22 protein-coding genes are annotated in these 23,444 nt (G+C 69.2%); 14 read left to right on the top strand and 8 right to left on the bottom strand.

From position 1 onward, the window contains the following. Nucleotides 1-34 precede the first annotated feature (34 nt). A complete protein-coding gene (locus ACT3UF_RS15890) occupies nt 35-547 on the bottom strand; it encodes an inorganic diphosphatase (RefSeq protein WP_442332112.1) in 513 nt (170 codons plus the stop codon). A gap of 67 nt (nt 548-614) precedes the next feature. Here ACT3UF_RS15890 and ACT3UF_RS15885 point away from each other — a divergent pair, with 67 nt between their 5' ends. From ACT3UF_RS15885 to ACT3UF_RS15820, 14 genes are all read left to right on the top strand, one after another. Next, nucleotides 615-2,024, top strand: a complete 1,410-nt coding sequence (locus tag ACT3UF_RS15885; protein ID WP_441445477.1) for a D-alanyl-D-alanine carboxypeptidase/D-alanyl-D-alanine-endopeptidase — start codon at nt 615-617, stop codon at nt 2,022-2,024. Next, complete coding sequence (tilS, locus tag ACT3UF_RS15880) at nt 2,024-3,121, top strand: tRNA lysidine(34) synthetase TilS (RefSeq protein ID WP_441445476.1); 1,098 nt, start codon at nt 2,024-2,026, stop codon at nt 3,119-3,121. Before ACT3UF_RS15885 ends, tilS begins: the two co-directional genes overlap by 1 nt. Nucleotides 3,122-3,165: 44 nt before the next feature. After that, nucleotides 3,166-3,720: a hypoxanthine phosphoribosyltransferase gene (hpt, locus tag ACT3UF_RS15875; protein ID WP_441445475.1), complete on the top strand. Its 555-nt coding sequence runs from the start codon at nt 3,166-3,168 to the stop codon at nt 3,718-3,720. Between the two features lie 4 nt (nt 3,721-3,724). Beyond that, nucleotides 3,725-5,857 (top strand): ATP-dependent zinc metalloprotease FtsH, encoded by a 2,133-nt coding sequence (gene ftsH, locus ACT3UF_RS15870; protein ID WP_441445474.1) that lies wholly within the window; start codon nt 3,725-3,727, stop codon nt 5,855-5,857. 1 nt (nt 5,858) lies between these two features. Next, nucleotides 5,859-6,425: a GTP cyclohydrolase I FolE gene (gene folE / locus ACT3UF_RS15865; protein ID WP_441445473.1), complete on the top strand. Its 567-nt coding sequence runs from the start codon at nt 5,859-5,861 to the stop codon at nt 6,423-6,425. Nucleotides 6,426-6,496: 71 nt separating this feature from the next. Further along, nucleotides 6,497-7,288, top strand: coding sequence for a dihydropteroate synthase (gene folP, locus ACT3UF_RS15860; protein ID WP_441445482.1), 792 nt, complete (start codon nt 6,497-6,499; stop codon nt 7,286-7,288). After that, entirely contained in the window at nt 7,285-8,202 is a 918-nt protein-coding gene (gene folK, locus ACT3UF_RS15855) for a 2-amino-4-hydroxy-6-hydroxymethyldihydropteridine diphosphokinase (RefSeq protein ID WP_442332113.1), read from the top strand. Before folP ends, folK begins: the two co-directional genes overlap by 4 nt. Then, on the top strand, nt 8,199-8,708 hold the full coding sequence (locus ACT3UF_RS15850; RefSeq protein ID WP_441445471.1) for a DUF3180 domain-containing protein: 510 nt from the start codon (nt 8,199-8,201) through the stop codon (nt 8,706-8,708). Before folK ends, ACT3UF_RS15850 begins: the two co-directional genes overlap by 4 nt. A 103-nt stretch (nt 8,709-8,811) precedes the next feature. After that, nucleotides 8,812-9,513: a PH domain-containing protein gene (locus ACT3UF_RS15845; RefSeq protein ID WP_444502576.1), complete on the top strand. Its 702-nt coding sequence runs from the start codon at nt 8,812-8,814 to the stop codon at nt 9,511-9,513. Continuing rightward, nucleotides 9,510-11,228: a PH domain-containing protein gene (locus ACT3UF_RS15840; RefSeq protein ID WP_441445469.1), complete on the top strand. Its 1,719-nt coding sequence runs from the start codon at nt 9,510-9,512 to the stop codon at nt 11,226-11,228. The genes ACT3UF_RS15845 and ACT3UF_RS15840 overlap by 4 nt, the downstream gene beginning before the upstream one ends. After that, on the top strand, nt 11,225-12,130 hold the full coding sequence (locus ACT3UF_RS15835) for a Rossmann-like and DUF2520 domain-containing protein (RefSeq protein WP_441445468.1): 906 nt from the start codon (nt 11,225-11,227) through the stop codon (nt 12,128-12,130). The genes ACT3UF_RS15840 and ACT3UF_RS15835 overlap by 4 nt, the downstream gene beginning before the upstream one ends. Next, entirely contained in the window at nt 12,127-13,017 is an 891-nt protein-coding gene (panC, locus tag ACT3UF_RS15830; protein WP_442332115.1) for a pantoate--beta-alanine ligase, read from the top strand. Before ACT3UF_RS15835 ends, panC begins: the two co-directional genes overlap by 4 nt. Before the next feature lie 43 nt (nt 13,018-13,060). Further along, on the top strand, nt 13,061-14,569 hold the full coding sequence (gene lysS / locus ACT3UF_RS15825; protein WP_441445466.1) for a lysine--tRNA ligase: 1,509 nt from the start codon (nt 13,061-13,063) through the stop codon (nt 14,567-14,569). 300 nt (nt 14,570-14,869) lie between these two features. Then, entirely contained in the window at nt 14,870-15,199 is a 330-nt protein-coding gene (locus tag ACT3UF_RS15820; RefSeq protein ID WP_441445465.1) for a histone-like nucleoid-structuring protein Lsr2, read from the top strand. Nucleotides 15,200-15,317: 118 nt separating this feature from the next. Here ACT3UF_RS15820 and ACT3UF_RS15815 read toward each other — a convergent pair whose 3' ends face one another. From ACT3UF_RS15815 to ACT3UF_RS15785, 7 genes are all read right to left on the bottom strand, one after another. Beyond that, complete coding sequence (locus ACT3UF_RS15815; protein WP_442332116.1) at nt 15,318-16,376, bottom strand: substrate-binding domain-containing protein; 1,059 nt, start codon at nt 16,374-16,376, stop codon at nt 15,318-15,320. A 133-nt stretch (nt 16,377-16,509) separates the two neighbouring features. Next, nucleotides 16,510-17,589 (bottom strand): ABC transporter permease, encoded by a 1,080-nt coding sequence (locus ACT3UF_RS15810; RefSeq protein WP_441445463.1) that lies wholly within the window; start codon nt 17,587-17,589, stop codon nt 16,510-16,512. Beyond that, on the bottom strand, nt 17,582-19,102 hold the full coding sequence (locus tag ACT3UF_RS15805) for a sugar ABC transporter ATP-binding protein (protein WP_444608427.1): 1,521 nt from the start codon (nt 19,100-19,102) through the stop codon (nt 17,582-17,584). Before ACT3UF_RS15805 ends, ACT3UF_RS15810 begins: the two co-directional genes overlap by 8 nt. 155 nt (nt 19,103-19,257) lie before the next feature. After that, nucleotides 19,258-20,223 carry an aldose 1-epimerase family protein gene (locus ACT3UF_RS15800; RefSeq protein ID WP_444502573.1) on the bottom strand — a complete coding sequence of 322 codons (966 nt, stop codon included), beginning with the start codon at nt 20,221-20,223 and terminating at the stop codon, nt 19,258-19,260. Next, entirely contained in the window at nt 20,220-20,993 is a 774-nt protein-coding gene (locus tag ACT3UF_RS15795; protein WP_442332119.1) for a LutC/YkgG family protein, read from the bottom strand. The genes ACT3UF_RS15800 and ACT3UF_RS15795 overlap by 4 nt, the downstream gene beginning before the upstream one ends. Beyond that, nucleotides 20,990-22,648 (bottom strand): lactate utilization protein B, encoded by a 1,659-nt coding sequence (locus tag ACT3UF_RS15790; protein WP_442332120.1) that lies wholly within the window; start codon nt 22,646-22,648, stop codon nt 20,990-20,992. The genes ACT3UF_RS15795 and ACT3UF_RS15790 overlap by 4 nt, the downstream gene beginning before the upstream one ends. After that, complete coding sequence (locus ACT3UF_RS15785) at nt 22,645-23,430, bottom strand: (Fe-S)-binding protein (protein WP_441445459.1); 786 nt, start codon at nt 23,428-23,430, stop codon at nt 22,645-22,647. Before ACT3UF_RS15785 ends, ACT3UF_RS15790 begins: the two co-directional genes overlap by 4 nt. Between the last annotated feature and the right edge of the window lie 14 nt (nt 23,431-23,444).

The raw sequence follows: 23,444 nt of genomic DNA, 5'->3' as shown, positions 1-23,444 counted from the left end.
CGGTGGCGACGGGGGCGGCGTCGCCCCCGGACGCTCACATCTCCTGCGTGAAGGCGTTCGCGTGCTCAGTGCCGACGGCGCGACGGTAGGAACGACGGATCTCCGCCTCCGCAACGCTGCGGCCCTCCCAGTGCGCGCCCTCGACGCTCTTGCCCGGCTCGAGGTCCTTGTAGACCTCGAAGAAGTGCTGGATCTCCAGGCGGTGGAACTCGCTGACGTCGGTCAGCTCCTGGCGGCGCACCTGACGCTGGTCGCCGACCGGCACCGCGATGATCTTGTCGTCACCGCCGGCTTCGTCCCGCATGCGGAACATGCCGAGCGCGCGGCAGCGGATCAGGCAGCCGGGGAAGGTGGGCTCCTCGAGCAGCACCAGGCAGTCCAGCGGATCGCCGTCCTCGCCGAGGGTCCCCTCGATGAAGCCGTAGTCGTCCGGGTAACGCGTGGCGGTGAACAGCATCCGATCGAGCCTGATCCGACCGTTGTGGTGGTCCACCTCGTACTTGTTGCGATTCCCGCGAGGGATCTCGATGGTCACATCAAATTCCACGACAGCCGCTCCATTGCTCCGGCCCCGTGGGCCTCTGGTAATGACCCGGACACCATATCGTGGGGTCATGGCCCTGAGAGCAACGGAACGCATCTGGCGCACCACCGCGATCGTGATGTGCGCGGCGGTGCCCACGAGCTTCTACATGCTCGGGGACCTCACCGACGCCTTTCCCGGGGTGCTCACCGTCGCTACGGTCGACGAGGGCCCGGCCTCCGGACCGCGTGCCGTGGCGGAGGACTGGGAACGTCTCGGAGCCTCCGAACTGCTTCCCCCCATCGATCGCAGCGGTGACCCGGTGGACCCGGCTGACCTCGAAGGACGCATGGCTGCGGGAGCCCTGCTGCCCGTGGTCGACAGCGGATTGGCGTTCAGCGTGGTCGATGCCGGGACCGGTGAGGTGCTCGCAGAACGGGAGGCCGACGTCGCGCTCGTGCCCGCCTCGACGCTGAAGATGCTCACCGCCGCCGCGGTGCTGCGCCGATACAGCGGCGACGAGGTGCTCACCACCCGAGCCGCCGTGCAGGACGGCGTGGTGACCCTGATCGGCGGCGGTGACATGACTCTCAGCGAGGAGGAGCTGCGCGATCTCGCGATCCGGACTGCCGAGCTGGCCACGAGCCAGGGCACGACGCAGGTCTCGGTGGTCCTCGATGACACCTATCTCGTCGGCGGCGCCAATGAGGCCTGGGGGAACAACGGCCCCGCCGGCGGGTGGGTGACTCCCACCGCCAGCCTGGCGCTGGAGGGCGGCTGGCTCGACGGGCAGCAGTACGGCGCCAAATCCACCGACCCTGCCGGGGATGCGGCGCGCCGCTTCGCCGAACTGCTGGTCGAGGCGGGTCTCGAGGTCACCGGGACGCTCTCCGAGGGCGTGGCGCCCGAGGACGTGCCATCGGTCGAGATCCATTCCGAGCCGCTCGCGGAGATCGTGCGCCACACCCTGCTGATCTCCGACAACACCACCGCGGAGCTGCTCGCGCACCTGGTCGCGCTCTCCCGTGGCGAGGAGACCACGCCGGTGGGGGCGGCCGCCGCCGTCGAGGCCGAGATCCGAGATCTGGCTGCGGAGATCGGGGTGCCGGACACGGACCTCGCCGCGCTCGAGCTGCATGACGGCTCGGGACTCTCTCGCCAGAACCGGGTGCCGCCCGCCCTGTTCTCGGCGGTGCTGGCCGAGGTGGCCTCCGGAGAGGTGCCCAGGCTCGAGCAGATCCTCTTCGACGTCCCGATCGCGGGTCTTTCGGGCACGCTTGCCGACCGCTTCCACGCCGACGGCACTGAGGATGCGAGCGGCCTGGTGCGCGGCAAGACCGGCTATCTCGGCGGTGCCGCCACCCTCGCCGGAGTGGCCGTCCTGCCCGACGGTCGCACCGTCGGCTATTCGATCGTGGTGCACGGCTTCGACGGCGCGGACGCCGCCGCGGCCCGCGCCGCAGTGGACCAGGTCGCCGCCGAGATCGTGCAGGTCGACTGATGGCCGGCCCGCCCCCGGTGATCGCCCGCGCCCGCACCGCCGTGCGCGCCTCGCTGACCGCGCGCATCGAACAGCTCGCCGATGACACCGCCGTCGGCCATCTCGCCCCTCGACTGCTGGTCGGGCTCAGCGGGGGAGCCGATTCCCTCGCCCTGCTGGCGACGACCGTCTGGGTGGGCTCGCGGATGGGCCTGGAGACGGAGGCGGCGATCGTCGACCACGGTCTGCAGGAGGGGTCGGCGGAGGTCGCCGAGCGAGCCCTGATCCAGGCGCAGCAGCTCGGCGCCGAAGGGCAGGTGCTGCGCGTGCAGGTCGATGCCGACGCACCCGGCGGAATCGAGAATGCGGCACGAACCGCCCGCCACGACGCCCTGGAGTCTGCGCGGGAGGAGCGAGGAGCGCTCGCCCTGCTGATGGCGCACACGCTCGATGACCAGGCCGAGCAGGTGCTGATGGGGATCGCCCGAGGAGCGGGCCCTCGGGCGTTGGCAGGGATCCCGCGCACGCGGGGCGCTCTGCTGCGTCCCTTCCTGGGCACCGGACGCGACGAGCGCACGGCACTGCGGCGCAGCGACACCGAGGAGATCTGCCGCCTCCACGACCTCCAGTGGTGGGAGGACCCGATGAATGCGGACCCCACCCTGCTGCGCTCACGGGTACGGCATCAGGCACTCCCGCTGCTGCGGGAGATCCTCGGTGAACAACTCGACGAGAACCTGGCCCGCAGCGCCGACCTGGTGCGCCCTGATGTGGATCATCTCGACCGGGAGGCGCAGGCACTGCTGCCCTCGCTGCGACGCGACGGGGGAGAGCTGCGCGAGGACGGCGATCTGCTGCTCCTGGATGTGCACGCCCTGGCCGCCGCCCCGGCGCCCTTGCGCACCCGGGTCCTGCGCGACGCCACGCGTTCCGCTGACCGCGCAAAGCCGCAGGGCGGCAGCACCGGCGGATCCTCGAAGTCGCTGCTCCGACGCCAGGTGCTCGCGATCGATGCGCTGGTGGTCTCATGGCACGGTCAGGCAGCGGTGCCCGTTCCAGGTAGGATCGAGGTCGCTCGCCGCGACGGCCTGTTGGTGTGGCGCCGCCTCGATCCGTGATCCGCGGCGGACGCACCCCACCACGTTCCATGGAGGAGATCCGCGTGCCCCAGACGCACCCCCACCCCGATGTCGACCGCGTGCTGCTGGACGAGCAGCAGATCCGCGAACGCCTCGCCGAGCTCGGTCAGCAGATCGCCGAGGACTATGCGGATGAACCGCCGGTCCTCGTGGGCGTTCTGCGCGGCGCGGTGATGGTGATGGCGGATCTCGCCCGCCAGATCGACCTCAAGGTCGAGATGGACTGGATGGCCGTCTCCTCCTACGGCTCGGGCACCAAGTCCTCGGGCGTCGTGCGCATCCTCAAGGACCTCTCCGGCGACATCACCGGGCGCAACGTGCTCATCGTCGAGGACATCATCGATTCCGGGCTCACCCTGAAGTGGCTGCTGTCCAACCTGCGCTCACGGGGTCCCAAGAGCGTCGAGATCGCCGCACTGCTGCGCAAGCCCGAGGCGGCGCGGGTGGAGATCGACGTGAAGTACGTCGGTTTCGACATCCCCAACGAATTCGTCATCGGCTACGGGCTCGACTATGCCGAGAACTACCGCAACCTCCCCTACGTGGGCGTCCTCGCGCGCTCGATCTACGAGGACTGATCCCATGGCAGATTCCCCCAAGTCCAAGAGCTCCGGCGGCAAGAAGCGTCGCCCGTTCACCGGGCTGGCGCTGTGGATCATCGTCGCCCTGCTGCTGGGCATGGCGATGTTCTCCCTGTTCGGCCGCGACGGCTATCAGCAGATCGACACCCAGCAGGGACTCGAGCTGCTGGCCGGCGGCACTGTCGAGCAGGCGAAGATCATCGACGGCAACCAGCAGCGGGTCGACCTGGTCCTGACCGAGGACTTCGTGGACGGCGAGGAGAACAAGGGCACCGAGGTGCGCTTCTCCTACGTCGACGCGCGCGGTGAGGCCGTGGTGCAGGCCGTCGAGGACGCGGCTCCGGCCAAGGGGTACACGGACGAGATCGCCAGCAGCTCCTGGTGGTCCACCCTGCTGCTGTCCTTCCTCCCGCTGCTGATCTTCATCGGCCTGTTCTGGTTCCTGATCATGAACGCCCAGGGCGGCGGCAAGGCGATGCAGTTCGGGAAGTCCAAGGCCAAGCTGTTCAACAAGGAGGCCCCCAAGGTCACCTTCGCGGACGTGGCAGGCGCCGAGGAGGCCGTCGAGGAGCTCGACGAGATCAAGCAGTTCCTCGTCGACCCCGGGCGGTACCAGGCAGTCGGCGCGAAGATCCCCAAGGGCGTGCTGCTCTACGGCCCGCCCGGCACCGGCAAGACCCTGCTGGCCAAGGCCGTGGCAGGCGAGGCGAACGTGCCCTTCTACTCGATCTCCGGCTCGGACTTCGTGGAGATGTTCGTGGGCGTCGGCGCGAGCCGCGTGCGCGACCTGTTCAACACCGCCAAGGAGAACTCTCCGGCGATCATCTTCATCGACGAGATCGACGCCGTCGGCCGCCACCGCGGTGCTGGCATGGGCGGCGGTCACGACGAGCGCGAGCAGACGTTGAACCAGATGCTGGTGGAGATGGACGGGTTCGACGAGAACCAGAACGTCATCCTCATCGCCGCCACCAACCGCGTGGACATCCTGGATCCCGCGCTGCTGCGACCGGGACGGTTCGACCGCCAGATCGCTGTCGAGGCCCCCGATATGAAGGGCCGCCTGCAGATCCTCGGCGTGCATGCCAAGGGCAAGCCGCTCGCGCACGACGTCGACCTCGAGCACGTCGCCAAGCGCACCATCGGCATGTCCGGTGCCGATCTCGCGAACGTCCTGAACGAAGCGGCGCTGCTGACCGCACGCTCCGGCAACCAGATCATCGACAATCGCGCCCTGGATGAGGCGATCGACCGTGTCTCCATGGGGCCGCAGCGCTACTCGAAGGTGATGAGCGAGCGTGAACGTCAGATGACCGCGTACCACGAGGGCGGCCACGCCCTGGTCGCGGCGGCCATGAACAACTCCGCCCCCGTCACCAAGGTGACGATCCTGCCGCGCGGCCGCGCCGGCGGCTACACGATGGTGGTCCCCACCCAGGACCGCAACTACCAGTCCCGCAACGAGCTGCTGGATCGGCTGGCCTACGCGCTCGGCGGCTACGCGGTGGAGGAGAGCATCTTCCACGACGTCACCACCGGTCCCAGCTCGGATCTGCAGAACGCCACCAAGATCGCCCGCACCATGGTGATGCAGCTCGGGATGAGCGACGCCGTGGGCCAGGTCGCCCTGGCCGGCGAGCAGGACGAGGTGTTCGTGGGGATGCAGCAGGGGCAGGCCCCCCGCTTCAGCGCAGAGACCGCGAGCCTCGTGGATCAGGAGGTCCGGATGCTGCTGGACACCGCGCTGGACGAGGCCTGGGCCGTAATCGTGGAGAACCGTCACGTGCTGGACCGCCTGGTGGAGGAGCTGCTCGAGCGGGAGACCCTCAACGAGCACGAGCTCGCCGTGATCTTCCGCGATGTCAAGAAGCAGCCGCCGCGCGAGGTCTGGGTCTCCAGCGCCGAGCGTCCCGCGCTGGCCGCGCCGTCCGTCGGGGCGACGATCACCGCGACCGGTACCGAGGCGCACGACGCCGGGGAGCCACTGCAGCCGGGCGCCCCCGAGCTGCCGCACCCCGGTGGTGAGGGCCCGCAGATCCCGGGCGCCCCGCAGGGTGGTGCCCCCGGAGAGGGCGGCACCGGCTACGGCTACGGCAGCACTGACTACGGCAGCACCGAGGGGACGGAGCGCTGAGATGAGCGTGGACCAGCCCCGGATCGAGGCCGCTGTGCGGGAGATCCTCGCCGCGATCGGTGAGGATCCCGACCGTGACGGGCTGCTCGAGACCCCAGCCCGGGTGGCGCGGATGTACTCGGAGGTCTTCTCGGGCCTCACGCAGGATGCCCGTGAGCCCCTCTCGACCACGTTCGACATCGAGCACCAGGAGCTCGTGCTGGTGCGCGACATCGCCTTCTACTCGATGTGCGAGCACCACCTGCTGCCCTTCCATGGCGCAGCCCACGTCGGATACATCCCCGGCAGCGGCGCGGTCACCGGGCTCAGCAAGCTCGCCCGGCTGGTGAACGTCTACGCCCGCCGGCCCCAGGTTCAGGAGCGGCTCACCACCCAGATCGCCGACGCGCTGATGGACGAGCTCGGCGCCGACGGGGCGATCGTGGTGATCGAGGCCGAGCACATGTGCATGTCGATGCGAGGAGTGCGCGCGGCCGGCGCCCGCACCGTCACCAGCGCCGTGCGAGGAATGCTGCGCGACAGCCCCAGCACCCGTGGCGAGGCCATGGCCCTGATCAACAGGGCGTGAGCGAAGTGAGCAGCACGCCCCGCCGCCCCTCCGGTCTGCCTGAGCGGCTGGACATCGACGACACCCTGGTGATGGGCGTCCTGAACGTCACCCCGGACTCGTTCTCCGACGGCGGCGCGCACGACGATGCGCCCGCCGCGATCGCCCACGGCCTCCGACTGGTCGACCAGGGCGCCGCGATCGTGGATGTCGGCGGGGAGTCCACCCGTCCCGGCGCACCGCGCGTGGACGAGGACGAGGAGCTGCGCCGGGTGCTCCCGGTGGTCGCAGCTCTCGCGGAGAAGGATGTCGTGGTCAGCGTCGACACCATGAGGGCCTCCGTCGCGGCGGCGAGCGTGGAGGAGGGGGCGCTGATCGTCAACGACGTCTCCGCCGGACGTGCCGACGTGGACATGGGCCGCGAGGTGGCCCGGCTCCGCACCCGCCTGGGCACCCCGCCGGTCTTCATCGCGATGCACTGGCGCGGGCACAGCGACGTGATGAACGAGCTCGCCGTCTACCGCGATGTGGCGCGCGACAGCGCGGCCGAGCTCGCCGAGCGGCTCGCCGCCCTGCGCGAGGCGGGGGTGGAGGACAGCTTCCTGGTCGCCGACCCGGGCCTGGGCTTCTCCAAGACGGGAGAGCAGAACTGGGAGGTGCTGGCCGACTGGCCGACGCTGAGCTCCCACGGACTGCCGCTGCTCATCGGGGCGTCCCGGAAACGATTCCTCAGCGCGCTCGGAGTGGATCGCGACCTGGCGACCGCTGCCATCAGCGCCTACAGCGCGGAGCACGGCGCCTGGGCGGTACGCGTGCATGACGTCGAATCCTCGGTCGCCGCAGTGACAGTGGGCGACCGTCTGCGTCGGAGCATCCGACGATGACGGCGCAGCCCGTCCAGCCGGGCACCGGCCCGGGGCGACTGGACCGCATCGAGGTGGCTGGAATCAGAGCCTGGGCGCACCACGGGGTGCTCGAGGAGGAGAAGCGCCTGGGCCAGCAGTTCGAGGTCGATGTGACGCTCCATCTCGACACCGCGCCCGCGGGTGCCACCGACGCGCTCTCTCGCACCGTGAACTACGCCGAGGTCGCGGCAGCGGTGCACGAGGAGATGACCGGCGGCCCCTACGACCTGGTCGAGACGCTCGCAGAGCGGATCGCCACACGGATCCTGACGGACACCGGACATCCCCTGGTACGGCGTCTCGGAGTCCGAGTTCATAAGCCATCCGCCCCCGTCGGGCTGCCCGTCGGCGCCGTCACCGTGAGCATCGAGCGGGACGCCCCGCCGATCTCGGCCGTCCTGGCGCTGGGGACCAACCTGGGGGAGCGGGAGAAGCACCTGCAGGGCGCGCTCGCCCACCTGGCCGCGACGGACGGCATCGACGTGGCCTGGACCGGGCCGGTGCTGGAGACCGCGCCCGTCGGCGGGCCCGCGGAGCAGGGCAGCTTCCTGAACTCGGTGATCGGGGTGCGCACGGTGCTGGGCCCCTTCGCGCTGCTCGAGGCGGCGCACCGTGCGGAGCATGCCGCTCATCGGGAACGCCTGGTGCGCTGGGGCCCGCGCACTCTCGACGTGGACGTCATCACCTACGGCGACTGGGTGAGCGAGGACGCGCAGCTGACGGTCCCGCACCCACGCGCCCACGAGCGAGCCTTCGTCCTCGCTCCCTGGCACGCCGCCCGCCCGCAGGCGCAGCTGCCGGGGCACGGACCGGTTGACGCTCTGCTGGCCCGTGCTGCGGACCTGGGAGGACTGCGACCGGGGCCGGTCGTCGAGGGGTTCGGAATCTCGTGAAGCCGTTGAACGTGCCGGTCCTGGTGCTGATCCTCGTGATCGGTGCGGGTTTCGGGGCGCAGATGCTCGAGGCCTTCGCCTCCCGTGGCCATTCGCTGCCGATCGCAGGCTGGCTGACCACGCTGGTGCTGCTGGCGCTGGCGGCGGTGCTGCTGGTGCACGGCCTGCCGCTGCGTCGCTACATGCTCGAGAGCCAGCAGCGCAAGGAGCACCCCAGCTTCGCCCCTCGCCGCCACCAGATCGATCTGCCCACCGCCTATCGCACGGTGCTGCTGGCCCGTGCCTGCGCATACACCGGCACGGTGGTCGGGGGGATCTTCGCTGGTCAGGCGTTGTTCCTGCTCCTGACCGGGACTGGCGACCCGCTGCTGGGGGTCCTGCCCACTGCTGCCGCGGCGATCGCCGGGATCGTGCTCGGCGTGCTGGGCGTGATCGTCGAGCACTGGGGCCAGCTGCCGCCGGAGGACGGCGAGGGCTCAGCGGAAGGCGCAGGCGCTGGCAGCTGAGCCCTGCGTCTACGTGGACGCTCCGTCCGTGTCGACTTTCGACGGATCAACTTCCTCCCACGGTGGGCGCGGCGAGTGGCCGCGGGATGACACGATGGTGCCCATGACCTCAGCTCACGACCCCCACGAGCACCTCTACGCACCGGTCGCTGACGTTCCCGCGGCGTCCACCAGCACCTCTGCGGCGTCCGCTGACGCGCCCGCGGCGTCTGCCGGCACCTCTGCGGCGTCTGCCGGCGCCCCCACTGTGTCTGCGGGTGACCCCGCGGCGTCTGCCGGTGCCCCCGCAGGGTCCGGGCGCGTGCTGTCCGACGACCCTGCGGGTCTGCTCGGTGCCGAGGCTCTGCGCCCCGTCTCGCTGAAGCTCATCCCCGCTCGTTACATGGCGGGGAGCATCGGGTACGCCATCTGGCTGGTGCTGATCATCGCCGCGATCGTGGGCACGGTGCTGACGGGATGGTGGTGGATCGCGGCATGCGGCCTGCTGCCTCTGCTGATCATGGTCCAGAGCCTGCTGTTCACCCCGCGCAGGGTTCGGGCGATCGGGTACCTGGACGATGAGGAGGACCTGACGATCGCCAGCGGCATCATGTTCCGCTCCGTCCACACGATCCCGTACGGCCGCGTGCAGTCCGTGAAGATCGGTGAGGGACCGGTGGAGCGGCGCTACGGGCTCGCGACGCTCACGATCACCACGGCCGCGGGCGGAGGCACCGAAACGTTGCCGGGTCTGCCGAAGGCCGAGGCAGAGCGCCTGCGCTCCCTGCTCACCGACCGCGGCATCGATCTCATGGCGGCATTGTGAGCAGCTCAGCGACCAGCCCGTCCAGCCGGTCCAACCCGGACGATCCCACCAACCCGGGCGGTCCCACCAGCCCGGCCAGTCCTACCGGTCCGCCCGCTCCGGCCAGCCCGGCACCCGCAGACAGCGGACTGCTGAACGCGGCTGATCACCAGGCCGCGACCGAGCCGGATCCCTCGACCCCGCGTCACCGCACCCACCCGATCACCCCGCTGGTGACTGGCTGGAAGATCGTGGTCGGCGTGATCGCGGTGATCGCGGCGCAGAACATCGCCCAGCTGCTCGACGAGTTCACGATCCGTCGCGCTCTCATCGGGGTCGGCGTGCTGCTGGCCGCTGCGATCATCGCGATCGCGTTCTCGACCCTCAGCTGGTGGTTCACCACCTACGCGGTCGATGAGGACGGCGTCTCGCTGCACACCGGCATGATCAGCCGCTCCCGCGAGTACGCACCCCGGGCCCGGATCGAGTCAGTCTCCGTCGAACGCCCGCTGCTGGCCCGGCTGCTGGGACTGGCGAAGGTGCGCGTCGAGGTCGCCGGAGGCGGCGAGTCCTATCTCGACATCGAGTACGTGAAGTCCACCGCGGCGGAGGACCTCCGACGAGGGATCCTCGGCATCGCCGAGCGTTCCGCGCCGGAGACAGTGGGCGAACCTGCCACGGACGGCGCCGACCGATACGAGGGAACGGGAACTGCAGGTACTGCCGACCTGCACCCGCAGAACGAGAGCACCGACGGCGCCTCCGGACGGCTCGAGCAGCTCCTGGTCGACGGGGTCACCGACGGTGAGCTGATCGCGCAGGTGCCCACCGAACGGCTCATCCGCTCCCTGGCGCGGGACATCGGCTTCCTCATCGGCGTGGTGATGAGCCTCATCGGCGTGGCCGTCGCCGTCGCGCTCGCGATCTGGCAGGACGGGATCAACATCGCGATGTTCATCGCCCTGGCGCCCGCCGCGATCGCCGTCCCGAAGTACATCTTCGGCCGCATCGAATCCGGATGGGGATTCGTCTCCCGGTTCACCGACCGCGGGCTCCGGATGCGACGGGGCCTGGCCAACACGCGCACCGACAACATCGCCTCCGGTCGGATCCAGCGCATCGAGCTGCGCCGCCCGCTGCTCTGGCGCGGTCCCGGCTGGACCGCCGCCACCGCCACCGTCGCCGGCATCGATGACGACAGCGAGAACGGCGCCGAGAACGTGCTTCCCGTCGGCACTCATGAGGAGCTGCGTGCCACCCTCGGCCACCTCGCCGTGCCGCTCGGCACCGCGGATGACGAGGCCTACATCGAGCACCTGCTCACCGCCCCGGCACGCGAGATCGACGGGTTCCGCACGCAGGTACGGCCGTACTGGATCGCCCGTCGTACCGAGGTGACCGTGCTGCTGCCCGGTGCTCTCGTGAAACGTGGGGGACTGCTGACCAGGCACGTCGAGATCGTTCCCCGCGAGCGCATCCAACAGCTCTCCGTCGACGACGGCCCTCTGAACCGGAAGATCGGGGTCCTCGATCTGCAGGTGGGGATCGCCGGAGAGACGGTGACCGTGAGCAACCTGCCCCGCGCCGAGGTGCTCGGACTCCACAGCGTGCTCTCGCGCGATGCGGCCACGCTGCGCCGCTACCGGGACCGCCAGCACTGGCCGCAGCCCGCCCTGAGCTTCGCCGGACCTGCCGGGCAGCCGCCCCGTCCGGTGGAGCTCGAGGGGGAGCGATGATGCCGCCCCGCCTGGGCATCGGTGTGATCGGGGCCGGCCGGGTGGGTGCGGTCCTCGGCGCCGCGCTGCGGGCCGAGGGCCATGCGATCACCGGCGCCTACGCCGTCTCCGACGACTCCCGCGAGAGAGCTCGGCAGCTCCTGCCCGGAGTGCCGCTGCTGGATGTGCCGGCCCTGGTCGAACGCAGCGAGATGCTGATCCTGGCTGTGCCGGACGACCAACTGGCCCCTCTGGCCGCAGGCATCGCAGCGACCGGGATGGTGCCGGGCGGCCAGCTCGTGATGCACACCTCGGGCCGCTACGGCATCGAAGTGCTGGCGCCGCTCGCCCAGGCCGGCTGCGCGACCCTGGCCCTCCACCCGGCGATGACGTTCACCGGCACCCAGGCCGATCTCGCCCGGCTGATCGGCTGCCCGATGGGAATCACCGCCACGCCTGAGCTGCTGCCGATCGCGGCCGCGCTGGCGGTCGAGCTCGGCGGAGACGCGGTCGTGGTCGCGGAGGGGGATCGCCCCCTCTACCACGCAGCCCTGGCCCACGCCGCGAATCATCTGGTGGTGCTGGTGGACCAGTCCCGTGACGCACTGTCACGGCTGGGGATCGAGGATCCGGGAGCGTACCTGCGGCCGCTGCTCGAGGCAGCGCTCGACGAATCTCTGCGTCACGGGGACAAGGCGCTGACCGGACCCGTGATGCGCGGGGACGCGGGCACCGTCACCGCCCACCTCGGGGCACTGCGTGACCTGGACGCCACCGGGGCCCCGGGCGATCCCGGGGACACCTCCGCCACCTACCGTGCCCTCGCACTCGCGGCCCTGCGCCGTGCGAGACTCCCGGAGGGCACCCGGGCGCTGATCCGGGACCTGCTCGAGGACCATCCGCCGCTGAAGGACGATTCATGACCCTGGACTCTGGCTCCCGCGAGCCGCAGCATGGTGCGGACCAGCGCCGTGCCACCACGCTCATCAGCACCAAGGCAGAGCTGCGCGAGCACCGCGCAGCGATGACGGGGACCGTCGCGGCGGTCTTCACGATGGGTTCCCTGCACGCCGGGCACCTGGCGCTGGTCCAGCGCGCTCGGGGGCTCGCCGATCACGTGATCCTCACCGACTTCGTCAACCCCCTCCAGTTCGGCCCGGGCGAGGATTTCGAGGCGTACCCGCGCGACCTCGATGCGGACCTCGCCCTCGTCGACGGGCTGGTCGACGTGGTCTTCGCCCCCTCGGTCCAGGAGATGTACCCGGTGCTGCCACCCACCGTCTCCGTGACCGCAGGGCGGGCAGGCACGATCCTCGAAGGCGCTGCGCGCCCGGGACACTTCGACGGGGTGGTGACGGTGGTGGCCAAGCTGCTGCAGCTCACCGCTCCCGATCTGAGCGTGTTCGGGCGGAAGGACGCCCAACAGCTGGCCATCATCCAGCGGCTGGTCGCTGATCTGGACCTCCCGGTGCGGATCGAGCCGGTCGAGATCCAGCGCGAGCCGACGGGACTGGCCCGTTCCAGCCGCAACGCCTACCTCAGCCCGGAGGGCCGGGACCAGGCGCTCGCGCTCTCGCGCACGATCTCCGCTGCACTCGCGGCTGCGCCTTCGGTCGCGGGGATCAGGGCCGCTCTCGCGCAGGCCGTGGACCGGGCCGAGATCGAGTGGGACTATGCGCTCGCCCTCGACCCCGGCACCCTCGAGCAGGTCGGTCAGGACCATCGCGGTGAGGTCCTGGTGGTCCTCGCGGGGCGCGTCGAGGGCACCCGGTTGCTCGATGCAGCTGTGGCAGTGGCGACAGCCCCCTGATCCAGCGGGCATTCCCAGCGGCAGTGATGAGACAATCACCGTCATGAGCGAGAATTCCCCTGCCCTCGAGACGACGGACACCTCCGACCAGGTCGCGGTCCGCAAGTCCAAGCGGGAGCGCCTGCTGGCGCGCGGGGAGGAGGCCTACCCCGTCTCGGTGCCGGTGACCACCACCATCGCCGAGGTGCGCGCGCAGTACGGCCACCTCGCCGCCGGCGAGGAGACCCAGGACGTGGCGGGCGTCGCCGGGCGCGTCGTCTTCCAGCGCAACACCGGCAAGCTGGCCTTCATCACCCTCCAGGATGGTGCCGGAGAGCGCCTGCAGATCATGGCCTCGCAGGCCGTCATCGGCGAGCAGCGACTGGCGGATCTCAAAGCCGATGTCGACCTCGGCGATCATGTGTTCTTCCAGGGCCGGGTCGGCGCATCCCGGCGCGGCGAGCTGAGCATCTTCGCCGAGTCGTGGCAGATGGCGGCCAAGGCAGTGCGCCCGCTCCCGGTGCTCCACGCCGGACTGTCCGAGGAATCCCGGGTGCGGCACCGCTACGTCGACCTCATCGTGCGGCAGGAGGCCCGTGACACCGTGCGTCAGCGCGCCGAGGTCATGCACTCCCTGCGCACCTCCTTCCACGATCGCGACTACGTCGAGATCGAGACCCCGATGCTGCAGGTGATCCCCTCGGGCGCGGCGGCACGACCGTTCGTGACCCACATGAACGCCTTCGATCTCGACCTGTATCTGCGGATCGCTCCCGAGCTCTACCTCAAGCGCGCTGCGGTGGGTGGTCTCGAGCGGGTCTTCGAGATCAACCGCAATTTCCGTAACGAGGGTGCTGATTCCACGCATTCTCCGGAGTTCGCGATGCTCGAGGCCTATCAGGCGTACGGGGATTACGACACCATCGGCGACCTCACCCGGACACTTGTCCAAGAAGCTGCTGAGCGTGCGACCGGTTCGCAGACCGTGACCCTCATCGACGGGTCTGAATACGACTTCTCCGGGGAATGGGCGCAGATCACGGTCTACGGATCGCTCTCGGAATCCCTCGGCGTGGAGATCACTCCCGAGACCACCCCGGAGCGTCTGCGCGAGATCGCACGTTCCCTGGATCTGGACTTGGATCACCCGAAGTACGGCCACGGAAAGCTGGTCGAGGAGCTGTTCGAGCACCAGGTCGGAGATCACCTGTACGAGCCGACCTTCGTGCGGGACTTCCCGGTCGAGACCAGCCCCCTGGTGCGCGCGCACCGCTCGCAGCCGGGCGTGGTCGAGAAGTGGGATCTCTACGTGCGCGGATTCGAGCTGGGCACCGGCTATTCGGAGCTGGTGGATCCCGTCATCCAGCGCGAGCGCTTCGCTCAGCAGGCAGAGCTGGCGGCCCAGGGCGATGACGAGGCGATGCGCCTGGACGAGGACTTCCTCGAGGCGATGGAGTACGCGCTGCCGCCGACCGGCGGCATGGGCATGGGCGTGGATCGCCTGCTGATGGCCCTGACCGGCCTCGGGATCCGCGAGACCATCCTGTTCCCCCTTGTGAAGCCTGAGGCCTGAGATGGACTCGGGATTCTGGTTTGAGGCCGGGGCGCTGCTCCCATCGATAGGCGTGGGCCTGCTGTTCTGGTTCACGATTCGAGCGATTATGCGGGCAGATCGCAGTGAGCGTGAGATCGAACGTCAGGTCGAGCGAGAATATCGTGAGCGCCACGATAGGGATGAACCGAATCACTCCGCCTGATTGAAAATCTGAATGATATTGATATCTGCGTCGCCGAACTGGATACTTGGTGCTGACGGCGAACTCACCAGAGTTTGCGCAGAAGTATGAAGTCACAGCAACGAGGGAGAACCCCTATGGCACGGAAGACGTACGTGGAGCTCATCGACGATCTCACCGGCGATAAGGCCGATGAGACGGTGAGCTTCGCCCTGGATGGCGTCGCCTACGAGATCGACCTCTCCGAGGACAACGCGAAGAAGCTCCGCGAGGAGCTCAGCAGCTGGACGGAGAAGGCGCGCCGTGTTGGCGGCCGCCGCGCTCGTGGCACCTCCTCCGCGCGCAGCGGCTCGAACGATTCCGCGCGGATCCGCGAGTGGGCCCGTGAGGCCGGCTACGAGGTCCCGGACCGCGGCCGCATCTCCGGCACCATCCGCACGGCGTACGAAGAGGCGCACGGGGAGTGATCCCTGCTTCTCCGCGGGCGCGGTGAGCGACCGCAGAGCCCCTCAGCAGCATGAAGGCCCGCCACCCATCGGTGGCGGGCCTTCACGCTACGAGGCCTCAGGCCTCAGGCCTCAGGCCTCAGGACTCGAAGGCCGAGTCGATGTACTGGTCGACGTTCTCCTTGGTCACCACCGGGGCGAAGAGCTGGACCTGGCGGGGGACCTCGTTCTCGACGAGATCCGAGAGCGACTTGCCCTGGACGAGCAGCCGCGCCAGCGCGACACCGTTGGCTGCCTGGCTGGAGGGGTAGACCACGGTGGCCTCGACGACCGAGTCACCGTCCTGGATGTGACGCATCATGTTCGCCGAGCCGGCACCGCCGACCATGAAGAACTCGTCACGGCCGGCGTTCTCGATGGCGGCCAGCACCCCCACACCCTGGTCGTCGTCGTGGTTCCAGACGGCGTCGATCTCGGGCGCGGCCTGCAGCAGGTTGGCGGTCGCAGATTCCCCGCCCTGGACGGTGAAGTCCGCGTCGACGCGGTTGTCGACATCTTGGCCGCATTCGCCGAGCGCATCCTCGAATCCCTGGGTGCGCTCCGCGGTCAGGGGCAGGGAGGAGATGCCGGTGATCTCGGCGATCACAGCGTCGGGATCATCGCCCACCCGCTCGCAGATGTACTCGCCGGCGTTGTGGCCCATCCCGTAGTTGTCCCCCATCACGGTCACACGTGCGGCGTTGGGGTCGGAGAATTCACGGTCGACGTTGACGACGGGGATCCCGGCATCCATCGCCTGCAGTGCGACGCCGGTCAGCGCGGCGCCATCGAAGGGGACCACGACGATAGCGTCCACCTCGTCATTGTTGATGAAGGTCTCGATCTGGCTGATCTGCAGGTTGACGTCGTTCGTGCCCTCGGCGACCAACAGCTCGACGTCGTCGTACTCAGCGGCCAGCTCTTGCGTGAGGGTGCTCATCGCCGCCATCCAGCCGTGGTCGGCGGCCGGGGCGGAGAAGCCGATGGTGATGGTCTCTCCGGTCTCGTCATTGCTGCTGCCGGCATTTGATTCGTTGCCGCCGGCTCCGCCGCCGGTGCTCTCCGGGGTGTTGCCCGTGCACGAGGCGAGCAGTGCTGCTGAGGCGAGCACGGCGAAGACGGCTGTGGCACGGCGACGCAACGTCATTGATGCGGTCATGGGGGATTCTCCTTGGGGTGGTGGGGGAGTGGCGGGCAGGGAGAGGCCGAAAATGCGGCGGGTTGGGCGTCGGAGTGGGCGTTGAAGTGGGGATCGGGATCGGAGTGGGGATCAGGGGCCTGGGATGGCAGGCTCAGGTCGATCTGGCGCGGACGACGAATCGCTGCTGGAGGAGGACCGCGATCACGATGATCGCGCCCTGCACCAGCGCCTGCACCGAGGTGGAGAGGTTGTTCAGCACGAAGACGTTGGTCAGGGTCTGGAAGATGAGCACCCCGATCACCGTGCCGACGATCGTGCCGCGCCCACCGATGAGGAGGGTGCCGCCGACGACGACGGCCGCGATCGCATCGAGTTCGTACAGCGTCCCGTTGGTCGAGCTGCCGGCACCTGTGCGCCCGAGCATCATCACGGCTGCGAGGCCGGTGGTGAAGCCGCTGAGCGCGAAGACGTAGACGGTGTGCCGCCTGATGTTGATCCCCGCCAGACGCGCGGCCTCCGCATTGCCGCCGACAGCGACCGTCCGGCGGCCGAAGGTGGTCCGGTTCAGCACCACCCAGCCGACTGCCGCGACGATGAGGAACATCCACACGATGGTCGGCACACCGAGGAGGCTGCCGCCGAAGAAGTCGTCGAAGCCGTCGTTCGTGACCAGCTGGGTTCCACGACCGGAGATGATCTCGGCGAGGCCGCGGGCGGCGATCAGCATGGCGAAGGTGGCGATGAAGGAGACGACCTTGCCGTAGGAGACGACGATTCCGTTGACGATGCCTGCGGCAGTGCCGACCGCGACTGCGGTGAAGACCATCACGAGCCAGTGCACGTCCTCTGCCATGGCCTGGGTGGCGAGTGTGGTCGCCCAGACGCTCGCGAGGCCCAGCACCGAGCCGACAGACAGGTCGATGCCGCCGGCGGTGATGACGAAGGTCATGCCGATGCTCACCACGCCGATGACCGCCGCCCCCCGCACGATGGTGAGGACGTTGTCGACATCGAGGAACCGGTCGCCGCTGGTCAGGGCGCCCACGAGACAGATCAGCAGCAGCGCGACGACGAGTCCGAGGCTGCGGCCCAGTCCGGTGCCACCTCCGAGGCGGGCACGTACGCCCCGCCCTCCAGGATCTGGCGCAGGCCGCAGCGTGCGGGAGGTCGGGGGCAGGGAGCTGCTGTCCGGCGCTGCCCCTCCATCGCTGCGCGATGCCTGATCACTCATGTGCGGTTCCTTCCATGACGAGGTCGAGCACCCCGTGCTCATCGATCTGCGCGGCAGGGCCGTCGTGCACGACGGCACCGTCCGCGATGACGAGGACCTGATCTGCGAGGCCGAGGACCTCATCGATCTCGCTCGAGACCATGACGACGGCGGTGCCCTGTCGCGCCAGGCGCCGGATCAGTGCGTAGATCTCGGCGCGTGCGCCGACGTCGACCCCGCGGGTCGGCTCATCGAGCAGCAGCACCCTGCATCCGTGCACCAGCCAGCGGCCCAGCATCGCCTTCTGCTGATTGCCTCCGGAGAGGGTCCGGATCGAGCGATCCGGATCCTCCGGCGCGAGGTGCAGCGCAGAGATCTGATCCACGGCGGCCCGACGCTCAGCACTCTCGTCGAGGAAGCCGCCGCGTGCGAACCGGGCGAACGTGGAGAGGGTGATGTTGCGATAGATCGGTTCATCCAGCAGCAGGCCCTGGCTCTTGCGCTCCTCGGGGGCCAGTCCGATGCCACGGCGGACGGCGCGAGTGACAGAACCGGTGCGCATCGGTCGCCCAGCGACCCTGACGGTGCCCGCGGCTGCCGGTCGTGCGCCGTAGAGCGTCTCGAGGATCTCGGAGCGCCCGGCGCCGACCAGGCCGGCCAGGCCGAGGATCTGCCCGGAGCGGACCTCGAAGCTCACGTTCTCGAACACTCCCGCGAGCGCCAGCCCTTCGACCTCCAGCACCACGTCGCCGAACTCGTCGACGCCGGCGCCGCCGAAGTCGCTCTCGACCCGGCGGCCCGTCATCATCTCGATGAGATCCCCGGTCGGGGTGTCGGCGACGGCGAGCCCGGTGGCGACGGTCCTGCCGTCTTTGAGCACGGTGATCCGGTCGCCGATGCGCCTGATCTCCTCCAACCGGTGGGAGATGTAGATGACGGCGAGGCCCTCGGCAGTGAGCGACTCGACCACCTGGAAGAGGTTGTCCACCTCTTCCGGGTCGAGCACCGCAGAAGGCTCGTCCATGACGATCACCTTGGCGTCATGGGACAGGGCGCGCGCCATGGAGACGATCTGCTTGCCGGCTGCGGACAGGCTGCCCACGTCCTGGGACGGCCGGATCTCCGGGTGGCCGAGGCGGCGAAGGAGGTCGCGGGTGCGGGCGCGGGTCTCGGCATGCCGCAGGATTCCACCGTGGGACAGCTCATGGCCGAGGTAGATGTTCTCCGCGACCGTCAGGCCGTCGACGACATCGAGCTCCTGGTACATGGTGGCGATGCCGAGGTCGAGCGCCTTGGTGGGCGACGCGATCGTCACGGCCTCATCCTGCCAATGGATGTGCCCGGCATCGGGTTGGTGAGCGCCGGCGAGGACTTTGATGAGCGTGGACTTGCCCGCGCCGTTCTGGCCGAGCAGGCAGTGCACCTCGCCCGCACGGACGTCGAAGTCCACGCCGTCGAGCGCTTTCGCGCCGGGGAAGTGCTTGACCAGGTGGGTGACTCGCAGCAGTGCCGCCGGGGGGTCGTCTGTGACCATGCCCACTATGTTAGATGAACATACTTAACAGTCAACCAGAATTTCGACACCGACCGCACCGTAGCGGAACTGATGCTGTGGCGCTGATGCCGCGGAGCCACCCGCCGGTCTGCTCGGCTCGCGCCGTAGCCGCAGGGTGTGCTCCGCGGGTCCGCTCACCAGCCGCGCAGGGTCCAGGCTGCCGCGTGCTCCGCCCCGGGGCTCAGGCGCACCACGTCCGTGCCGCTGCGGAAGGCATCCGGGGGACAGGTCATCGGTTCCACAGCGAGTCCGAGCCGATTGTTCTCGGGCTCCGGTCGGTCTCCGGTGTGCACCTGCAACCACGGCAGCTCCGGACCTGCGGAGAGTTCGACACCGGTGCCGCCCGGGGCGCTGACGGTGATCGTGAGCCGTCCCTGCGGATCTCGGCCGAGGTCGGTGAAGGCATGGTCGATGAACAGCGAGCCGATCACCTTCGCACTGCGGAAGTCGAAATCCGACCCGGGCGCGATCGCTGCAGTGCCGGTGGGCAGGAGCCGATCCTCGGTGACGGTGAGCACGGTGCCGGCGTCGAACTCCAGGGACCACTCATCGAGCGGTTCCGGGCCGGCGACCAGGTACGGATGCGGGCAGACCCCATAGGGAGCGTCCAGCGCGCCGAGGTTGCGGGCGGTCACCGTCGTGCTCAGGCCCTCCTGAGGGTCCAGCGCGTAGTGCACCGTCAGCAGCAGATGGAAGGGATAGCCAGGAGAGGGGAACAGCTCCGTGATCATCACCAGCTCGTCGTCGGAGACGGTCGCCGGGGTGAACCTCTGGAAGGACACCAGCCCATGCAGAGCATTGCCCCGTTCGGGCTCGGTCAGCGGGGTCTGGATCTCCTGTCCGTCCCAGGTGTAGAGGCCGTCCCCGATCCGATTGGGCCAGGGGGCCACGATCGCGCCGCGGTAGAACTTCATCGGCCCGGTCTCGGGATTGCGGACCAGCAGATCTCGGCCGCTGAGGGTGAGCGACTCGAGGATGGCCCCCACTGCGGAGACCTCGGCGCGATATGCCCCGGCCGCGATGGTGAACAGCTCGCCACGGTCACGAAGGCCGTCGCCGACGGACAGCTCGAGGCCTTCGGTGGGGATGGAATCGTTCATCGGGTGTTCTCCTGGTCGGTCGCGGGCTGGGTCACGGGCTGGATCTCGGGCTCGCTTTCGGGCGTCGGGTCCGGTGCGGGCTCGATGAGCACGACGTCGAGGCGGCGCGGTCCATGCACGCCTTCGACCCGTTCCAGCTCGATGTCGCTGGTGGCGCTGGGTCCCGAGATCATGGTCCAGGCGGCACGGGGATCCTCGCCCATGCGTTGGATCGCCTTCGGGACGCCGAGCACCACCTGGTCGGCGTCCACCACGATCACGTGATGGTCCGGCACCAGCGAGATCGCGCGGCGGCCGCCCCGCTCGTCGCCTCGCAGCACGATGGTGCCGGTGAGCGCGATCGCGGTGTGGCAGCCGGTCAGCACGGCATCGATCGCATCCAGCTGGTGCGGGTCGGCGCTGCCGTCGTCGACGATCAGCTCCGCCTCCACCGCCGTCGTCCACGCATCGGGAAGACCGGAGGGGACGACCACGGTGCGGGCGGCCCCGAGGGCGGCGGCGACCGCTGCAGGCGCCTCGGACGGGGTGGTCCGGTGGACGACCGCGGTGTAGTCCTCCAGACGCTGGACCAGCACCCCGCGGACCTTCTCGGGTGCTGTGCGCAGCTCCTGCTTGTCGTCGGCCCGCTGATAGCTGCGCGGCACGTCGGCGGCCTCGGTGATCTCGTCGCGGCGCGGGGCGTCCAGTGCGGTCCGGAGTCGGGCGAGGATCTCGTCCTTCGCACTCATCCCCGGGGTGCGCTGCGGGCGGGCATCGGTCCACTCGGTCATGCCTGCTCCTCGCTGTCCGGCGCGGCGTCGGGACCGGCGGGTGGCGCCGTGGCGGCCTCGCCAGTGCCAGTGCCAGTGCCAGTGCCAGTGCCAGTGGCGCTCTCGGGGCCAACGGGGTCAGCGGCGCCGTCGGCCGCTGCGCGCTCCTTCTCGTGCTGGTCCCACCAGGAGCGGAAGGAAGTGCCGGGCTTGGGCAGGTCACGGTGATCGGTCCAGCCGGGTATCAGCGGGAGCACACCAGGGAGCTTGCCGATGTTCTTCCCACCCAGCACAGAGGTCAGGGGACCGGCGGAGCGCACCGCGAGGTCGTAGGCGCGGGGAGAGGACATGAGCTTGCCTGCTCCCTTCAGTGCCATGTCCCACGTGCCGTGGAAGTCTCCACGGGTCTCCCGGCGGCGGTCGACGTCCTTCGCCCGCAGGTGGACCAGGATCTCCGGGATGTTGATCTTCACCGGACACACGTCGTAGCAGGCGCCGCACAGGCTCGAGGCATAGGGGAGCGTCGAGTTGGGATCGTCGTCCCCGCTCATCCCTGTCATCTGGGGGGAGAGGATCGCCCCGATCGGGCCCGGATAGGTCGAGCCGTAGGCGTGGCCGCCGGCACGGACATAGACCGGGCACACGTTCAGGCAGGCCGAGCATCGGATGCAGTGCAGTGCGCTGCGGCCTTCGGGGTCCTCGAGGACCGCGGAGCGGCCGTTGTCCAGCAGCACCAGATGGAACTCCTCGGGCCCGTCCCCGTCATGGACCCCGGTGAACATCGTGGTGTACGGGTTCATGCGCTCCCCGGTGGAGGAGCGGGGCAGCAGCTGCAGGAAGACCTCGAGGTCCTCGAAGGTCGGCACGATCTTCTCGATCCCCACCACGGAGATGAGCGTCTTCGGGAGCGTGAGGCACATGCGGCCGTTCCCCTCGGATTCGACGACCACCAGGGTGCCGGTCTCCGCGATAGCGAAGTTCGCCCCGGATATCGCCACCGAGCCGGGCATGTCCAGGAACTTCTCCCGCAGGAAACGACGTGCCGCCTCAGCGAGCTCAGCCGGCTCATCGGTGATCGACTCATCGAGGTCCGGCATCGAGGCCAGGAAGATCTCCCGGATCTCCGCACGGTTGCGATGGATCGCAGGCACCAGGATGTGGCTGGGCGTGTCATCGGCCAGCTGAACGATCAGCTCGGCGAGATCGGATTCGATCGCCCTGATCCCGGCGTGGGCGAGCGCCTCGTTCAGTCCGATCTCCTGGGTCGCCATCGACTTGACCTTCAGCACCTCCCGCGCGCCGCGCTCGAGGGCCAGGGCGGTGACTATCTCTCCGGCCTCCTCGGCATCGCGGGCCCAGTGGACCACGCCGCCGGCTGCGGTCACGGAGGATTCGAGCTGCTCGAGAAGCTCGGGAAGATGATCTGTGACCTGCCACTTCAAGGCGCTGCCGGCGTTGCGGAGCTTCTGCCAGTCCCGCACCTCACGGACTGCTGACGCACGCTTGGACTGGATCGTCGAGGTGGCCCGGCGCAGGTTCTCTCGGAGCGTGGGATTCGCGAGCTCGTCCCGTGCGGCCTCCGGGAAGCCGCGCTCGCCCCGCAGGGTCGAGCTGGGGGAGGCGTGCTGAGGGCGGACCTGGGGGATCCCGAGGTGGACTGTGCTCGTAGAACTCATGCGGATCTCCCGAGGATGGTCTCCGAGGGGACGAAGGGGTCCTCCTTGGTCGAGGCGAGGATCTGCGCCAGGTGGATCGACTTCGGCGCGGCGCCGGTGCGGCGCAGCTTGCCACCGATGTTCATCAGGCACGAGGCATCGCCGGCGACCACGAAGTCCGCACCGCTGCGCACCACGTTGGCGGCCTTGTCGGTCACCATCGCATCGCTGGTCGCGTCGTTCTTCACGGAGAAGGTGCCGCCGAACCCGCAGCAGGTATCGGACTCGGGAAGGTTCTTCACCTCGATGCCGTCCACCGCCCGCAGCAGCTTGAGCGGACGCGCGCCCACCTTCAGGAACCGCATCGAGTGGCAGGTGGGGTGGTAGGTCACCGAGTGCGGGAAATATGCGCCGACGTCGGTCACCTTGAGCACGTCCACCAGCAGCTCGGAGAGCTCGTACGTCTTCGCCGAGACCGCCGCGGCACGTTCCTCCAGCTCGCTGTCGCCCTCATGCCGAGCGACCAGCTGATGCTGGTCGCGCACGCAGCCGACGCAGGAACCGGACGGCATCACGATCGCGTCGACCGTGTCCAGTGCAGGCTCGAAGGTGTCGACGAAGGACCGCACCACCGGGGCCGCCTCCGTGTAGTAGCCGGAGTTGGTGTGCATCTGGCCGCAGCAGGTCTGGCGCTTGTCGAACACCACCTGGTGCCCTAGCCGCTCCAACAGCGTGACCGTCGCCCGGGCGACGTCCGGCGCCATCACATCCACCAGGCAGGTGGTCATCAGCGAGATGCGCATCCGTGGTCCTTCTT

The sequence above is a fragment of the Brachybacterium sp. AOP24-D1-21 genome, from assembly GCF_052378665.1.
Lineage (GTDB): Bacteria > Actinomycetota > Actinomycetes > Actinomycetales > Dermabacteraceae > Brachybacterium.
Note: the sequence above shows the minus strand (reverse complement) of the source record. Positions and strands in the feature narration are given on the sequence as shown.

What these genes read in the sequence shown, in the direction of transcription:
- folP (WP_441445482.1), top strand. Translation starts at nt 6,497, where the DNA reads ATGGGCGTCCTGAACGTCACCCCGGACTCGTTCTCCGACGGCGGCGCG.
- panC (WP_442332115.1), top strand. Translation starts at nt 12,127, where the DNA reads ATGACCCTGGACTCTGGCTCCCGCGAGCCGCAGCATGGTGCGGACCAG.
- ACT3UF_RS15790 (WP_442332120.1), bottom strand. Translation starts at nt 22,648, where the DNA reads ATGAGTTCTACGAGCACAGTCCACCTCGGGATCCCCCAGGTCCGCCCT.
- folK (WP_442332113.1), top strand. Translation starts at nt 7,285, where the DNA reads ATGACGGCGCAGCCCGTCCAGCCGGGCACCGGCCCGGGGCGACTGGAC.
- tilS (WP_441445476.1), top strand. Translation starts at nt 2,024, where the DNA reads ATGGCCGGCCCGCCCCCGGTGATCGCCCGCGCCCGCACCGCCGTGCGC.
- ACT3UF_RS15820 (WP_441445465.1), top strand. Translation starts at nt 14,870, where the DNA reads ATGGCACGGAAGACGTACGTGGAGCTCATCGACGATCTCACCGGCGAT.
- ACT3UF_RS15800 (WP_444502573.1), bottom strand. Translation starts at nt 20,223, where the DNA reads ATGAACGATTCCATCCCCACCGAAGGCCTCGAGCTGTCCGTCGGCGAC.
- lysS (WP_441445466.1), top strand. Translation starts at nt 13,061, where the DNA reads ATGAGCGAGAATTCCCCTGCCCTCGAGACGACGGACACCTCCGACCAG.
- ACT3UF_RS15835 (WP_441445468.1), top strand. Translation starts at nt 11,225, where the DNA reads ATGATGCCGCCCCGCCTGGGCATCGGTGTGATCGGGGCCGGCCGGGTG.
- ACT3UF_RS15885 (WP_441445477.1), top strand. Translation starts at nt 615, where the DNA reads ATGGCCCTGAGAGCAACGGAACGCATCTGGCGCACCACCGCGATCGTG.
- ACT3UF_RS15810 (WP_441445463.1), bottom strand. Translation starts at nt 17,589, where the DNA reads ATGAGTGATCAGGCATCGCGCAGCGATGGAGGGGCAGCGCCGGACAGC.
- ACT3UF_RS15805 (WP_444608427.1), bottom strand. Translation starts at nt 19,102, where the DNA reads ATGGTCACAGACGACCCCCCGGCGGCACTGCTGCGAGTCACCCACCTG.
- ACT3UF_RS15795 (WP_442332119.1), bottom strand. Translation starts at nt 20,993, where the DNA reads ATGACCGAGTGGACCGATGCCCGCCCGCAGCGCACCCCGGGGATGAGT.
- ACT3UF_RS15815 (WP_442332116.1), bottom strand. Translation starts at nt 16,376, where the DNA reads ATGACCGCATCAATGACGTTGCGTCGCCGTGCCACAGCCGTCTTCGCC.
- ACT3UF_RS15845 (WP_444502576.1), top strand. Translation starts at nt 8,812, where the DNA reads ATGACCTCAGCTCACGACCCCCACGAGCACCTCTACGCACCGGTCGCT.
- folE (WP_441445473.1), top strand. Translation starts at nt 5,859, where the DNA reads ATGAGCGTGGACCAGCCCCGGATCGAGGCCGCTGTGCGGGAGATCCTC.
- ftsH (WP_441445474.1), top strand. Translation starts at nt 3,725, where the DNA reads ATGGCAGATTCCCCCAAGTCCAAGAGCTCCGGCGGCAAGAAGCGTCGC.
- ACT3UF_RS15785 (WP_441445459.1), bottom strand. Translation starts at nt 23,430, where the DNA reads ATGCGCATCTCGCTGATGACCACCTGCCTGGTGGATGTGATGGCGCCG.